General features: G+C 66.1%; 13 protein-coding genes and 3 pseudogenes. 3 read left to right on the top strand and 13 right to left on the bottom strand.

Annotation, left to right across the window (positions count from 1 at the left end):
* The first annotated feature begins 29 nt into the window (after positions 1-29).
* The 3 genes and pseudogenes from OIE49_RS00395 (at position 30) to OIE49_RS00385 (ending at position 3,250) form a co-directional block, all read left to right on the top strand.
* Complete coding sequence (locus tag OIE49_RS00395) at positions 30-2,120, top strand: ISAzo13 family transposase (protein ID WP_326800540.1); 2,091 nt, start codon at positions 30-32, stop codon at positions 2,118-2,120.
* A gap of 3 nt (positions 2,121-2,123) precedes the next feature.
* Positions 2,124-2,582 (top strand): annotated as a pseudogene (locus OIE49_RS00390) (transposase); the annotation flags it as partial.
* A 320-nt stretch (positions 2,583-2,902) separates the two neighbouring features.
* Entirely contained in the window at positions 2,903-3,250 is a 348-nt protein-coding gene (locus OIE49_RS00385) for a VOC family protein (protein ID WP_225080885.1), read from the top strand.
* Positions 3,251-3,450: 200 nt separating this feature from the next.
* On the opposite strand, the pseudogene OIE49_RS00380 reads toward OIE49_RS00385, so the two are convergent.
* The 13 genes and pseudogenes from OIE49_RS00380 to queE form a co-directional block, all read right to left on the bottom strand.
* Positions 3,451-3,915: pseudogene (locus OIE49_RS00380) on the bottom strand (transposase); the annotation flags it as partial.
* A gap of 10 nt (positions 3,916-3,925) precedes the next feature.
* Positions 3,926-4,222: pseudogene (locus tag OIE49_RS00375) on the bottom strand (ISL3 family transposase); the annotation flags it as partial.
* Between the two features lie 3 nt (positions 4,223-4,225).
* Entirely contained in the window at positions 4,226-5,896 is a 1,671-nt protein-coding gene (locus OIE49_RS00370; RefSeq protein WP_326800539.1) for a B12-binding domain-containing radical SAM protein, read from the bottom strand.
* A 64-nt stretch (positions 5,897-5,960) separates the two neighbouring features.
* The gene (locus OIE49_RS00365; protein ID WP_326800538.1) at positions 5,961-6,875 is read right to left on the bottom strand and encodes a hypothetical protein; all 915 of its coding nucleotides are present in this window, start codon (positions 6,873-6,875) and stop codon (positions 5,961-5,963) included.
* Positions 6,876-6,877: 2 nt separating this feature from the next.
* A complete protein-coding gene (locus OIE49_RS00360; RefSeq protein ID WP_326800537.1) occupies positions 6,878-7,789 on the bottom strand; it encodes a 2-hydroxyacid dehydrogenase in 912 nt (303 codons plus the stop codon).
* Positions 7,790-7,813: 24 nt separating this feature from the next.
* Entirely contained in the window at positions 7,814-8,746 is a 933-nt protein-coding gene (locus tag OIE49_RS00355; RefSeq protein WP_326800536.1) for a succinylglutamate desuccinylase/aspartoacylase domain-containing protein, read from the bottom strand.
* Positions 8,743-9,522, bottom strand: a complete 780-nt coding sequence (locus OIE49_RS00350) for a phytanoyl-CoA dioxygenase family protein (protein WP_326800535.1) — start codon at positions 9,520-9,522, stop codon at positions 8,743-8,745. Before OIE49_RS00350 ends, OIE49_RS00355 begins: the two co-directional genes overlap by 4 nt.
* A gap of 767 nt (positions 9,523-10,289) precedes the next feature.
* A complete protein-coding gene (locus OIE49_RS00345; RefSeq protein WP_326800534.1) occupies positions 10,290-10,517 on the bottom strand; it encodes a hypothetical protein in 228 nt (75 codons plus the stop codon).
* The gene (locus tag OIE49_RS00340; RefSeq protein WP_326800533.1) at positions 10,499-10,795 is read right to left on the bottom strand and encodes a hypothetical protein; all 297 of its coding nucleotides are present in this window, start codon (positions 10,793-10,795) and stop codon (positions 10,499-10,501) included. The genes OIE49_RS00345 and OIE49_RS00340 overlap by 19 nt, the downstream gene beginning before the upstream one ends.
* Positions 10,796-11,460: 665 nt before the next feature.
* Positions 11,461-11,976 (bottom strand): VUT family protein, encoded by a 516-nt coding sequence (locus OIE49_RS00335; protein WP_326800532.1) that lies wholly within the window; start codon positions 11,974-11,976, stop codon positions 11,461-11,463.
* A gap of 384 nt (positions 11,977-12,360) precedes the next feature.
* A complete protein-coding gene (locus OIE49_RS00330) occupies positions 12,361-13,137 on the bottom strand; it encodes a GTP cyclohydrolase I FolE2 (RefSeq protein WP_326800531.1) in 777 nt (258 codons plus the stop codon).
* 4 nt (positions 13,138-13,141) lie between these two features.
* The gene (queD, locus tag OIE49_RS00325) at positions 13,142-13,498 is read right to left on the bottom strand and encodes a 6-carboxytetrahydropterin synthase QueD (protein ID WP_326800530.1); all 357 of its coding nucleotides are present in this window, start codon (positions 13,496-13,498) and stop codon (positions 13,142-13,144) included.
* Complete coding sequence (gene queE / locus OIE49_RS00320; RefSeq protein ID WP_326800529.1) at positions 13,498-14,133, bottom strand: 7-carboxy-7-deazaguanine synthase; 636 nt, start codon at positions 14,131-14,133, stop codon at positions 13,498-13,500. Before queE ends, queD begins: the two co-directional genes overlap by 1 nt.
* Between the last annotated feature and the right edge of the window lies 1 nt (position 14,134).

Below are 14,134 nucleotides of genomic sequence, written 5' to 3'. Positions count from 1 at the left end.
CTTCGCGGAGACGAACTCGTTGATGTGGCATGCGCATATCCGACGAGGTCCGCAGCCAGTTGGCGCGACGGTTCGACGTTCTGCTCCCACACCTAAACGAGCGTCAACGGCGTCTGGCGCTGGCGACCGAGGCCCGGCTGCTCGGGCATGGAGGCGTCGGTGTGGTTGCGCGGATAGCCGAGGTCAGCGAGACGACCGTCCGCAAGGGTGTGTTCGAACTCGAGGCCGGAGTCGATCCGCTGCCCGAAGGACGTGTCCGGCGCCCTGGCGGCGGGCGGATGCGGGCCGAGGCGATCGACCCTGAGCTGGTTCCGGCGCTGATGGCCCTGGTCGAACCGGACGAGCGCGGTGATCCGATGTCGCCGTTGCGCTGGACGACGAAGTCGCTGCGGCACCTGGCCGCGGAGCTGTCCCGGCAAGGGCACCGGGTGACCGCGCCCACGGTGGGCCGGCTGCTCAAGGAGCACGGATTCAGCCTGCAGGGCACCGCCAAGACCCTGGAAGGCGATCAACACCCGGACCGGGACGCGCAGTTCCGCTATATCAACGAGCAGGTCAAGGAACACCAGACCGCGGGCGAGCCGGTGATCAGCGTGGACGCGAAGAAGAAGGAACAGATCGGGCAGCTGCCGATGCCCGGACAGGAATGGCGGCCGGCCGGACAGCCTGTCGAAGTCGAGGACCACAGCTTCTTCGCCGGCCCGCACGTGGAGTCCGTCATCCCGTACGGGATCTACGACATGGCCGCGAACACCGGCTGGGTGAACGTCGGCACCGACCACAACACCGCCACATTCGCCGCCTCGTCGATCCGACGCTGGTGGCAGGCGCGCGGCCAGTACGACTACCCCGCAGCATCCCGGCTGCTGATCACCGCAGACGCCGGAGGCTCCAACAGCTATCGCTACCGGGTATGGAAAGCCGAACTGGCCGCATTCGCCGCCGACGCCGGCCTGACAGTGACGGTCTGTCACTTTCCCCCGGGTACGTCGAAATGGAACAAGATCGAGCACCGGCTGTTCTCCCACATCACTATGAACTGGCGCGGACGTCCCCTGACCAGCCACGAGGTCGTTCTCAATACGATCGCCGCGACCACGACCCGGAGCGGACTGCGTGTCGAGGCCGCTCTCGACGAGGGCTCCTACCCGACCGGCATCGCCGTCAGCCGTGAGCAGATCCAGGCCCTGCCGATCACCGCGCATGACCAGCACGGCCGGTGGAACTACAGCATCGCCCCGACCGGCACCACCGCCCCCGCACCGCGCGCCGACGAACGGGCAAAGGCCCGCGCGCAAGCCCTGCAGATGCTCGCCGACCCCCATCTGACCGGCATGAGCACAGTCGAACTGGACGCGCTGCAGGCCAAGTTGGCTTCGCATCAGGCGGCAGCGGCCGAACAACACCGTTACGTGCTCCGCAAAGGACGACGCGTCGCCACCACCGGCCGCAGCCGATCCCTGCTGTCAGATGCGGACGAAGTCCTACTCACTGTCATCTACCTGCGGCAGGTCTGCCCGCAGAAGGTGCTGGGCGACCTGCTCGGGATGAACCCAGTCACCATCGGCCTCGGCATCAAGGCCACCCGGAAGCTGCTGGACGAACGGAAAATCAGCATCACGCCCACCGTCGTGCGCTACTTCACCCGCGCCGAGGATCTCCGCGCCTGGGTCACCGGCAGCGGCCCGGCCGAGCACGCTCCCGCGACACCGACCCGCCATGCGCTGACAGACCCGACGCTGACCGGCATGTCCCGCGAGGCACTGCATGCCCTGCTCGAAGAGCTGATCGTGCCCTATGCCGCCGCGATCGAAGAACGCCGTCACCGCCAGCGCGGCGGCAACCGGCGTCGGGGCACCCGCGGCGGCGTGTTCCGGCAGAAGATCACCGACGGCGACCGAATCCTCGCCACGATCCTCTACCGCCGCCGCGTCTGCGGCCTCGACGCTCTCGCCGAGCTATTCGGCGTCTGCAAGAGCACCCTGTGGAACGCGATCCGCGACGTCCTGCCGATCCTCGACGACCGTCGCATCGACATCGCCCCTGCCGGACACCGCCACCCCACCGCAGCCGACCTGCTCACCTCAGTCGGCGCCGATAACCACCAGGTTGTTTCTTGACGGCTTCACCTGCTGAGGAACAGCTTCCGTTACGCGGCCCGGCAGGACTGGGAGAAGATCGCGAAGGCGCTCAGGCCCGTCTACACTGCGCCGACCGAGGAGGCCGCCCTGGAGCGGTTCGTGGAGTTCACCGACGCCTGGGGCGGGAAGTATCCGGCGATCGTCCGGCTCTGGGAGGCGGCCTGGGCGGAGTTCGTGCCCTTCCTCCGGTTCGACGTGGAGATCCGCAAGATCGTCTGCACCACCAACGCGATCGAGAGCATCAACGCGCGGATCCGCAAGGCCGTCCGGGCCCGGGGGCACTTCCCCACCGACCAGGCCGCCCTCAAGTGCGTCTACCTGGCCGTCATGAGCCTGGACCCGACCGGCACCGGACGCAAGCGCTGGATCATGCGCTGGAAGGCCGCGCTCCAGGCATTCGACATCACCTTCGACGGCCGGCTCACCGCCGGACGACGCTGAAGAAAACCGACCGAGTTCCACCGTTCGCTACACAGACCCTAAGACGACGAGGCCGCGGCATCCACTGGCAACCGGGTAGGAAGAAGCCAACGCCTTCGTCGCACGAATCGAATGACCGGCTTCATACGCCGCAGCGGCCGACGTGTCATGAGGCGCGGTGAAACGCGGCGGCGGGGCCGATCGGGCCGGGCCCGAACTTGTCGTGGATGCGGTCCGTGGCTTCTTCGGCACCGAGGCGGGCGGACTGAAGGACATGACGGGTGCGCCGTAGTACTTCTGTAGAGGCTCGGAGATCCGGTTGCTCTCACTTGGAGGCGTCGATGGCCGTTCGCCGTGTTGTGCCCAACATCCAGTCCGATACCGCGCGGGAGAGCAGGGACTTCTACGGCCTGCTGGGCCTTGAGGAGGTCATGAACCACGGCTGGATCATGACGCTGGCTTCTCCGTCCACCCCGGCGGCACAGATCAGCGTCATGACCAGCGACAAGACTGCGCCGGTCGCGCCCGACATGAGCATCGAGGTGGACGATGTGGACGCGGCCTACGCGATCATGCGTGACAGCGGCGCGGAGATCGTGCACCCGCTGCAGGACGAGGAGTGGGGAGTGCGCCGGTTCTTCGTCCGTGACCCCAATGGCCGGGTGGTCAACGTGCTGGGCCACAGGTAGTCGTCATCGTGGCTCTCGTTTCCGTGAAGGTGCTGCTTCACAGCCACTCGTTGATGGCTGCGACCAGCACGGTCGCCTCGTAGCGGACGGCGAGTTTGTCGTATCTCGTGGCCGCCGCGCGGTGCCTTTTGAGGCGGTTTGATACCACACTCCACGGCGTGGCGTTCGCGATAGTCGATCTTGTCGAACTTCGGCGGTCGCCCGCCGCGTGCGCCGAGCTTCTTGCGGTTGCGGATCTGGTCCTTCTTCTCGGGGATCGTGCAGCGGATGCCGCACCGGCGCAGGTAGGCGCGGTTCTTTCGGGAGCCGTAGGCCTTGTCCGCCCGGACTTCGTCCGGGCGCCTGTGCGGGCGCCCCGGGCCGATGCGAGGTACCCGGATGTTCTCCCAGACCGGTTCCAACTGGAGCGAGTCCCCGCGCTGACCAGCGGTGATTACGACGGACAGGGGCTTCTGCCCCTGCTCGACCGCGAGATGGAGCTTGGTGGTCAGCCCGCCCCGGGTGCGTCCGAGGCCGTGATCGTCCGGCTCTGTGGTGACGCCACCAGGTGGCTCCTTCTGGAGATCCCCCTTTTCCTTGCCCCGGCGGCGTGCTGGTGGGCACGCAGTCGAGTCGGCGCTGAGGTCCCAGGTGATCAGGTCATTCGCATCGGCCTGGGCCTGCAAGTCACGCAATTCGGCCCTGGTTGATGTACTTGTGCAGGAGGTTAAAGCAGCCGGTGAACCCGAGGGCCTTGATCTCTTCGAAGAGGTGCTTGACGGGGACGGCGGGGTCCTCGGCCCGGCGCTTGCGCAGGTGCTCGCGGTAGGGGTCGACGAGGCTGGCACGGTACTTGGGGACGCGGAGCATCCGCTCGGGCCGGTCGGCTCGCGCGTAGCGTTTGACGGTGTTCAGGGCCAACTGCAGGCGGCGGGCGCACTCGAGCAGGCCGTGGACCTGGTGCCAGCGTTCCAGGGTCGTCTGCGCGCGGGGCGTTCAGACGTCGAGGGAGCGGGCGATGCGTTCGTGTTTCATCGTCTCGTCGCCCTCCCGGGTGATGGCGTCGATGTCCAGGTGCCCTGAGGAGACAGCTGCTGCAGCGAAGGCGGAGCCGAAGCGGTCGGAGAGGCTGAAGCGCATCTCGTCGTTGAGTATCGCCGACAGGGCCAGGTCGGGTCGCGCCGCGTACACTGCACCGACGGCTGCTGCGGCGGCGCTGTTGGCTTTGAGGGCGAGGTCCTGCCCGTGCAGGCCGATCGTGACGCTTTCGAAGTCCTCGGTCATGCGCAGGTTGTGGGTGAGGCGCTCGGCGTTGTCGAGGGCGAAGGGGGAGCCGGTGACGGCAACGAAGCTGGAGATGGTCGCCGTGTGGATGGCCGGTTCGTTGATGAGGTAGTCGACTGTGCGCTGTTCGGCGAGGTCGGAGGAGCCGGGGAAGCCGAAGAGGGTGTAGGTGTAGACGTGGATGCCGGCTGCGGCGCAGCTTTGGAAGATACGTCCGTAGTGGCGGTGCTGGTTGATCTTCTTGCCGAGGGCGACCAGGGCGCCTTCGTCGGCGGACTCCAGCCCGAAGTAAGCCTGTCGGCACCCGGAGCGCCCCAGCCGGGCCACGAAGCCGGTGTCGGTGAAGCGGCGTTCGGCGATCGCGTAGATCTCGAAGGCGATGTGCTCAGGTTCGATGAGGGGCAGCAGCGCATCGAGGAGGTCGGGTGGCATTGCCTCGTCGACGAACCGGAAGTGCCGGATGCCGAAGGTGGTGCACAGGTCGGTGATGTCGTCGGCCACGCTCTGCGCGGATCGCTGGCGGGCTTGGGGGTCCCAGGACTCGTGGATGGTGCAGAAGGCGCATTTTCCCCAGTAGCACTTGCGGCTGGCGAGCGCCGGCAGCATGGGGGTGAGGCTGAAGTAGTCGTGCACCGGGTAGTCGCTGAAGTCGGCCTTGCCGGTGTGTTCGATGGGTGTCACCTGGCGGCTGGTGTAGGGATTGACGATGCCTGCCCGCTCGGGCGCGGGTGTCGGCTTGGACAGGATCCGGTCCTCGCTGGCTGGCACAGGCGCCTCGTCCTGCAGCCACTGCAGCAGCGACAGCAGCGGCGCCTCGCCCTCGCGGGTGACCAGGTGGTCCCAGAACTCGCCGAGTTCCGAGGCGATCACGGGGCGCAGCCGGGTCAGCAGGGATCCACCCCAGATGATGCAGGAGTTCTCGCCCTGGATCTGGCGTATCAGATGGGCGAGCCGGAAGGCGGGAAGTATCTGGTCCTCCACGCTCAGATTGATGCCCACCACCGGGCCGGTCTGTGCGAGCAGTTCCTCGTAAAGGGCGTCGAAGGGCGTGTGTGCGGCGGTCGCGAAGGCGCGCACGGACTGCGGGTCCCTGCGGTCGTAGGGGGTGCGCAGGCCGCGCATCGTGAGCCCGTACCCGTCGTGCCGTGTGCCGAAGCGGGCGAAGGCTCCTTTCATCCATGCGTCGAAGCGCAGGGCGGCCAGCACGGCGGGAACGACATCGTTCGCCTGCGCGTACGTCTCGCGGTGGGCCGCCAACTGGCCGCCTGAGGGGGCGTGCAGCACGTCGGCAAAGAAGCGCTGGTTGGCGTCGTGACAGGTGACCGTGTGGGATGAGTTGCGTTCCACGTACGCCTTGAGCAGCGGCAGCGCACTGTGCGGCATCGCTGGATCGTGGGCGGGAGGGAAGACCAGGTCGAGGTGCATGGTGTGTGCTCCCGGGGCGTTTTCAGTTGAGGGCGTACCTGCTGGTCGTGTCCATCTGGCGCATGATGTCGACCTGCTCGAGGACCTTTCGGCCGAACTCGCTGCGGCAGTTGGAGGAGATGAAGGCGCGGTTGAGTAGCTCGGTGGCGCCGGAGCCGGGGTTCATGAAGAAGTTGATCCCGAAGTAGGCGTCGTCGTCGGCCACGATGCAGTGCATGACCGGGCCCACGCGGGTCTCGAAGTACCTGAACCGGTCCACGACGTCCGGCTGCAGGGAGCCCTCAGCGATCCGGTCGCGGCAGATGTCGGTCAGAACGCCCCGGTAGTGCTGCTGCTCGCGGCGCATCACATCCGGGCTGCCCAGGGTGAGCATCTTCGACATGCTCGTGTATGTCTCGTTGCTGGCATCACAGGCGACGGCGAAGACCTCGACGACCAGCCGCGGGTGCTTCCTGAGCTGGCGGAAGATCTCCTCCAGCAGCCCGACATTGAGGACACGCGAGTTGCGCCAGGTCACCACGCACAGGCGGCGGCTGACGCGTTTCACGGCATCGCTGGCGAACGCATCCGTCCAGTAGCCGTCCCGGTACATCTGAGCGCCCGTCAGCCCGGGGCCGTCGGTGGTGCCGGGCACAAGTATGCGCGTGGCGGCTTCCAGTTCCGCACTGAGTTTGAGCAGGTCGGATTTGACCAGCTCCTGCTGGCGGGGTGAAGCGCTTCCGTCCAGTGTCTCCGCATCCGCGGTCAGCGAGGAGTTGAGATCCCGCAGCCGCAGGGCTTTGGAGACCAGTTCACGTTCATCCTTGCGAGCGGTGCTGATCCGCTGCACGCGCAGCAGGATGACGACGGAGACGAAGACGCCGCCGATGCCGATCAGGTTCGCGATGAGCCCGATCCACTCATTGGCCGTGTCGCTGACCGGAAGCGCTGCGAGCATGACTACCCCTTCAGGTGCGCCACGAGTCTGTCGATGAGTTCGTTGTCCAAGCGGTCGTTGGACTCCACCGTGATCCCGGCCACGTGCGGGGTGATAAGAACGTTGGGCCGTTCGGTGAGGTCTGGGTCCGCATGGTCGTAGTCGCCGCCGTATCCGGCCAGGCGCCCGCTGTCCAGGGCGGCACGCACCGCCTGCTCGTCCACCACCTCAGCCCGTGAGGTGTTGACCAGGATGGCCCCTGCGCGCAGCGACGCCAGCGTGGTGGAGTTGACCAAGCCGCGGGTCTCCTGCGTCAGGGGGACGCTGATCGACACCAGGTGACTCTCCGACAGGATGTGCTCGAGCGTGCCGAACGCGACCTCCCCATCACCGCCGTCCTGCCGGGTGCGACTGGTGGCGACGACCCGCATGCCCAGGGCGGCTGCAAGGGTTCCCAGCGTGCTGCCGATGTTCCCGTAGCCGATCAGCCCCAGCGTCCTGCCGCTCAGTTCGAACGGCAGGGACGGCAGGCCGCTGCGTGACTTGCCGTCGGCGACGAGCCGGTCCCCCCACTTCAGCTCCTTGGACAGGGCGAACAGAAGCGCGAGGGCATGCTCGGCGACGGACCTGACATTGGCCGTGGGACAGCGCTCCACATAGATGCCCGCCTCCTTAAGCGCAGGGAGGTCCAGATGGTCGGTGCCTACAGAGAGCGTCCCCACGATGCGTGTACGCACAGGCGCGTCACGCAGCATGCCCGCGGTGATCCGCTCGCGCGCACCGATCACCAGCAGATCGTACTGACCTAGAAGATCACGCAACTCGTCGTGGTCGGGACGCGCTGGCAGGTAAGTCACCTCGTCCGCGATCTCTTTGACTCTCTCGGCGAAGTACGGATTGTCCTTGAGGCTTTCGATCGCCACCGCAGCACGCATGTCATTTTCCAATTTCTGGGCCGGTCACTTCGGAGGTTCGGAATACAAGTCGATCATTCGGCACGCCCAGTATCCAGCTTCGATCACTGTGGCTCTGCGGAAGCAGACCGGAATGCAGTGCGACGGCGCATGCAATGTCTCTTTCTCGCCCTTGCGGCCGTGGATCGAAAGGATTGGCGCCCCGGCAGCCAGCGGCTGCCCCGGACGGCAGTGCAGAGTAACGGCACCCGACAGCGGGGCAATCACGTCGGCCATGGTGCCCCAGCGCTGCGGCATGCCACGGGCTTGCGCCTGGCGGGCTTGGGCGTCGATCTCATCGAGCAGCCGATCGGCCCAGGAAGCCACCAAAGCGGCGGTGGGAATCTCATGACTGGGAATCTCCAGCGTCACCGCCACATGCACGGCACTGTCTTGGCCAGCCCGCAGTCGCAAGTGAGCTTCATCGAAAGGCCCCGACTGCGGAGCGCCGTACAGCACATGAGGAATGTCGTCCAGCGTGACCAGACGACGATCGGCGGAAGGCGCATACAGATGAGGCCAGCCGAACTCGGGGGTGTGCACGTCGATGACCACATCGTAAGGGTGCGAGAGCTCCCACAGCGCCGACGCCAGCACCGCATCGGCGCTGCCGCCCTGCTGTCGGGGATCGCCGAACATACGGTTCCAGTTCGTACCACCCGCAGAGATCCGGCCGTCGCCGGTCGAACCGGAAGCCAGATAGCGCCTCCAGCCGACCGGATTGGCATTGGGCACCACACGCACCCGATTGGCCGGCGGCCTGGCCCGCAGAGCGCGCACCACCTCGTGCAGCACGAGCATCGCTGCGCTCTCGTTGGCGTGCAGTTGCCCCTGCAGATACACCGAGCGCCCGCGCGCCGCCCCCGACGGTGTGAAGTTGTGCACTGCAAGGTCGAGTTCACCGGCAAGAGTGAAACCGGCCGCCGCGGTCCGACTCATGTGTGCTGCCCCTGACGGATCCAGTAACTGGAGAGGATGATCCGAGGTGTGCGCACCAGCGGGCGGATGCAGTGCAGACCTCGGGCGTCGAACAGAATCAGCGTTCCCGCCTTCCCCGTGACGGTGCGGGGCCGGGTGCGCAGACGCGCACACAAAGCCGCCTGCTCGTGCGGCCACAGACAGCCGACGTAGGCGGACGCATCGTCGTGGATGTACCCGTCCGCACCGGCTTGGAACACCCGGGCGATGTCACGGTCATAACGCCCGCGCCACCTTCCGTAGTGTGTTCGCGGGATGTAGGTGAAGGGTCCGTTGTCGTTCGTCACGTCCACGAGATACAGGAAGGCTTTGTAACGCGGGCGCCAGGTGTCCATGTGGAAGAAGTGCTCGAAAGCGCCAGTGTGACCTTTCACGGTCCGGTACTGCACCGTAGAGCGGTGCATCACCGCCGTAGGCCCGAGAACAATGCGCATGGTGTCGGTGACGAGATCACAGGCGAAGAAGGCGCCCAGTTCCCCTATACGGGCCGCATCGGAGAAGAAGCGAGTCAGAGTCCCCTCGGGGGAGAGCTGACATTCCTCGAGGGCGGGGATTGCTTCCCGCATTGCAGCCGTCTGCGCCGAGTCGAAGAAATCAGGAACTACCACCAGCCCGTCCCGCAGCAACCGATCCGCAGGCGCCTGCGGATCCCGCGCGGACCGTCGGCGCCGCATGTACTCGAGCCGCAGCGAAACAGCCTGCCGCCTAAGGTCGATGCGTCGACTCAAAGAACTCATGAATCCCCCGGCTTACCAGTCATCGCAGACGACTTAGCGGGGATAAGGCATGTCGGCCCGGGTACGTGATGGCCCCCTCGAGAACAGGCCTCTCCCGGCCGCCTACCTGGTGTCTTGCGCACGCAGTGTAGCGGCGCACCGCCCGGCTCGTGAACCGGACGAGCAGTAAACCCGCGACTTGGCCGAACTCGCCCGCCACGAGGCTGAACTGTTGCTTTGCAAGCGATCAGAGATGCGGGTAACGCCGTTGTGCATAGCCCCCTGCGACAGCGAAGCCCGAGGCCTGGCTCGCGCTGCAGCCCCACAGCGTCCCTGCTGCGGTCGGCTGCGTTGTAATCAGCCCTACGCCGACGAGGCGACGCGCTGGGCTGCCTCGGCCCGGGGCCCGTGGTCTTGTCCACCTCGGACGCCATCGCAGTTGCACCGTGAGATGGTCCAACTGTCGTTCCGTGACCTGGAGATCCACGCGTAAGGCCGCGAGTCATCTGCTGGCTTCAACCGCATTAGACGCCGTACGCGGCCGCCGGTTCCCGCAGGGCGTGGTCATCGCGTTCGTCCTGGCGTGCCAGCACTGTGCGAAGAAGAGCGGGGTTCCCTGTGCCTGAGTGCGCCCGGAGACGTGTTCCTGGCAGGACGCTTGGGCCATCCTCCGACACGACTTGCTAATTTTCGGCCGGAGACGGAGATAGGAGTCCGGGCTGGGAGGCCCTTGGATCCAGAGGAACTGAAGCTTGTTCAGCGGGAACTTGCGGGTCGTCCCACGTGTATCAGCCTGGTGTGTCCGTGTGTTCAGTCGAAACGCGGGGGTGGGCTGCGAGGTGGCGGGCTTCGGCCGTGACCTCCGCATCGACCTGTGCCGCTGTTGTTTCGCCGTATTCGAGGGTGTCGTACTCGTCATCGAGTTCGGCGAGCCGTTCAGTCAGGGGCAGCTCATGTCCGTAACGCTGGTGAATCCGGAAGGTGAACTCCCGAGGTGTCAGCTCGCCGGCGAGCATGCGCGAGCGAGCGCTCGCACGCCGACTTCTTGGCCGGCATCACTAGCGAACGGACAGAAGGTGAGGCCGAGTTCGTGGAGCGCTTCTGGGAGCAATTCGTGTACGTCATAGTCCGCCTCGGCGCGTGTGCAGGCAGCCAGGGCCCGAAGTCCAGGGCTGTCGAGTCCGGCGACGAGCGCGTCACAGGCGGCACTGACGACATCGACGGCGTCGATTTCGCCCATGCTCCAGAGGGCGGCATGGTCCTGCAGGTCGCTGGCTGCTGATTCGATCGACATCACCCGCTCATGATTCCCTCGTGGGGTGTCTGGTCGATCGGATTTTATTGAAGGCGCTGTTCAGCGGCGCTCTCCAGCAGCACCCGTGCCGAGTCCGCGTAGCGGATGGCGGTCTTCTCATCGATACCGAAGACGAGCGCCAGGTGCAGTGGGTCGGCGCCGTGGGTGAGACCCTCTTCGATCTGGCGCTCGACGCGGAGCCTTTCAAGGGTGGCGGCGAGGTTGCGGGTAGCCCGGGTGGCTCAGAGTTTGCCTTCGGGGCCGAACTCGACGGCCGTCTGCGTGATCAACAGGTGGGGGTTGGCCGTGTTCGGCCAGCGGTTGCGGCGGTAGTCGATGCGCGAGCACGACCCCCTGCCCCGTCGGTCTCGGTTTGCTCCAACTCCTGCGCTGATACCGGGGCGCGGAACTCGAGCAGGTTGCGTACGACTGCCGGCGCCCCGGCCATAGGGACAGCGACTCAGCGCCGCTCAGGAGTACGAGTGGGATGTCGCAGACTTCGCGGAGCCGCTTGGGCCTCCTGACGTTGGTCATGCCTACCCCGTGGCTGCGGCGCATCCGGCATCATCGCGGGGAAGCCCGACAGCCGAGCCGGTCACGCCTTTTTCGGCACCGCCACCGCAGCAGCCCACATCATCTGGCTCCGCACGTGATCGCCGGGACTCCTAGGTGGTAACACTCTTGCGTCGGCGTAGGAGTGCCAGGGCGGCGACGGCAGCGAGGGTCATCCATGTTTTGCCGAGGATCTGGCCCGGGAGGTAGTCAAGGGAGTCGAAGGCGAGTTTGAGGAAGAGAAGGCTGTCGACGACGAGCCCGACGGCGTTTGAGGCGAGCATCGCTGTGAGCAGTCCTCGCTGGCGCAGTGGCTCATAGACGGCGAAGTCCATGCTTTCTGCGAGAGCGAAGGCGGCAGCGGAGGCCATTGCGAGGCTGGGGTCGGCCAGGAAGTATGACAGGACAGTGCCGATGGCTATGGCGGCGACGACGGCGCCTCGGCTTGTTGCCTCACGCGCGAGGTCGCGCAGGACGAGGGCTAGGCCCACGACGTAGACACCGGCAGGTGCCACATAGCCCAGGCCAACAGGTACGGCGCCGAAGTGGGTGACGGCCAGGTTGGCGGCCGGGATGGTGGCGATGTAGGCGATCAGTGTGGCGATGCCGGCGGGAGCGGGGACCTTCACGTTCTACTTTCTGTCTTTGGTGCGGGGATTACTGCGCTCGGCTCCAGCGGCGGACCGGACGGGCGGTGGAACGAACGTGCAGACAGTACAGCGCACGGCACTGACAACCGGAGGCGTCAGTTCCTGTCTGAAGTGCCGAAGGTCGGCGCGTGGGGCGCGGCGGATGCGGGTCGTCGCTGTTAACGTGCGGCAGCGCTGCTGGGCCTTCGTGACGTCCCCTACGAGGCTGCTGAGCGGCGACGCATCAGTGCCGCGGGCGCCAGTTCGCTCTTCCCGTCGCCGGCCTGCCTCGTAGGTTGATGCCGTCACCGACAAGCGCCGTGCTGATGGTGGCCAGGCGTGGCGCGCGCGGACAGAACAGCCCACTCCTGGCCGGTCAGTTATTTACTCAGGGGTGTAGCGAAGGGTCGCGATGGCGTCGTGACTGTGGATGCTTTCCAGGTTTTTCGCCATAACGGCGTGCTCGATCCCCTTTTGGCGACATGTGAGGCTTATGTCGCGGATGATGTCTTCGACGAAGACGGGGTGGTCGTAGGCCTGCATGGTTACGACGCGTTCGTCGACTCGCTTGATGAGGGGGACGACGGGGGCGGAGCCGGCAGCGCGCAGCAGATCGACCATCTCGTGGACGGGCAGGGGATAGGGGCCGTCGGCGGTGCCGGTGACCTGCAGGGTGATCTCACTGCGCTGGTTGTGCGCGCCGTAGTCGGAGATGGCTTTGGAGCACGGGCACAGGCTCGTCACGTCGGTGGTCACCGCGGTGGTGACGGTGCAGCCGTCCGGGGTGATGCGGCCGGTGATGGTGACGTCGTGGGTCTGCCACGACTGTCGTTTACTGGCGGGCGCGGCCACCATCGTGGCGATGGGCAGGGACAGCGTCAGGATCAAAGAGGGAGCGTCCAGCAGGGTGAGCCCGCGTTTGAGGGCGATGGGCAGCTCCTGCGGAGCGAGGGTGGCGAGCTCTTCGTGGACGAGGGCGATCATGCGGCTCATGTGGGTGCCGCGCCGGTCGGCCTGCAGGCCGACGGTGACGCTGACGTCGGCGATGCCTTGCTGGCGCGTGTGACCGTCGTCGAACGTGAGGGGGTAGCGCAGGCCGCTGATCCCTACTTCGTCGATGGCGATGCCGCGGGGGTCGATCTCGTTTTGGATGTCGTGCATGCTGCTACTCGCCTCGGTATGTGCAGCCGGAGGTGCAGGTCTCGCGCACAGTGATCGCCGACAGGGCGGGCAGTTCGGTGATCATCCGGTCCCAGATCCAGCGGGCCAGGTTCTCGCTGGTGGGGTTTTCCAAGCCTTCGATGTCATTCAGGTAGTAATGGTCGAGTTGTGCATCGATGGGACGAAATGCCTGCTTGATGTCTCCGAAGTCCATCACCCAACCCGCGTCCGCGTCGACGGGTGCCTCGACGTGGACGGTGACCTTGTAGGAGTGGCCGTGAAGGCGGGCGCACTTGTGGCCCTCGGGCACGCGCGGCAGGCGGTGGGCTGCCTCGAAGGTGAACTCGCGAAAGATTTCCATTACTGAATTCCCAGATACTTGTGCGTCTGGAGAGAAAGTGTCCAGCGCGGGTTCTTCATGCAGTACTCGACGGCGGCACGGGTGTGGGCATCGCGGTGGGGGTCATCCAGCGGTTGCAGTCTGAAGTGGCGGAAGTCGAGGCCCTCGAACTGGGCGGGGTCGCCGCCCGCCTGCGGATAGACCAGTTTGAGTTCGTCGCCGTGGGTGAGGACCACAGTGGAGCCGATCTTCGGGCTCACGCACAGCCAGTCGATACCCCGAGGCGCCGGGCGAGTGCCGTTGGTTTCCACCGCAACTTCAAAGCCGCGGTCGTGGAGGGCGTCGATGGCCTTCTCGTCCAACTGCAGCAGGGGCTCTCCTCCGGTGCACACCACGAACCGGTGGGCGCGATCGGTGGTGGGCCAGGCGGCTTCTACCGCATCGGCCAGGTCGTCGGCGGTGTGAAAGCGGCCACCGCCTTCACCATCGGTGCCGACAAAGTCGGTGTCGCAGAACTGGCAGATGGCGCGGGCGCGGTCACGCTCCCGCCCTGTCCACAGGTTGCAGCGAGAGAAGCGGCAGAAGACGGCCGGGCGCCCGGCGTGACTGCCTTCCCCCTGGAGCGTGTAGAAGATCTCCTTGATCAGATAGGTCATG

This window comes from Streptomyces sp. NBC_01788 (assembly GCF_035917575.1).
GTDB lineage: Bacteria > Actinomycetota > Actinomycetes > Streptomycetales > Streptomycetaceae > Streptomyces.
This window is presented reverse-complemented; position numbering and strand designations above follow the sequence as displayed.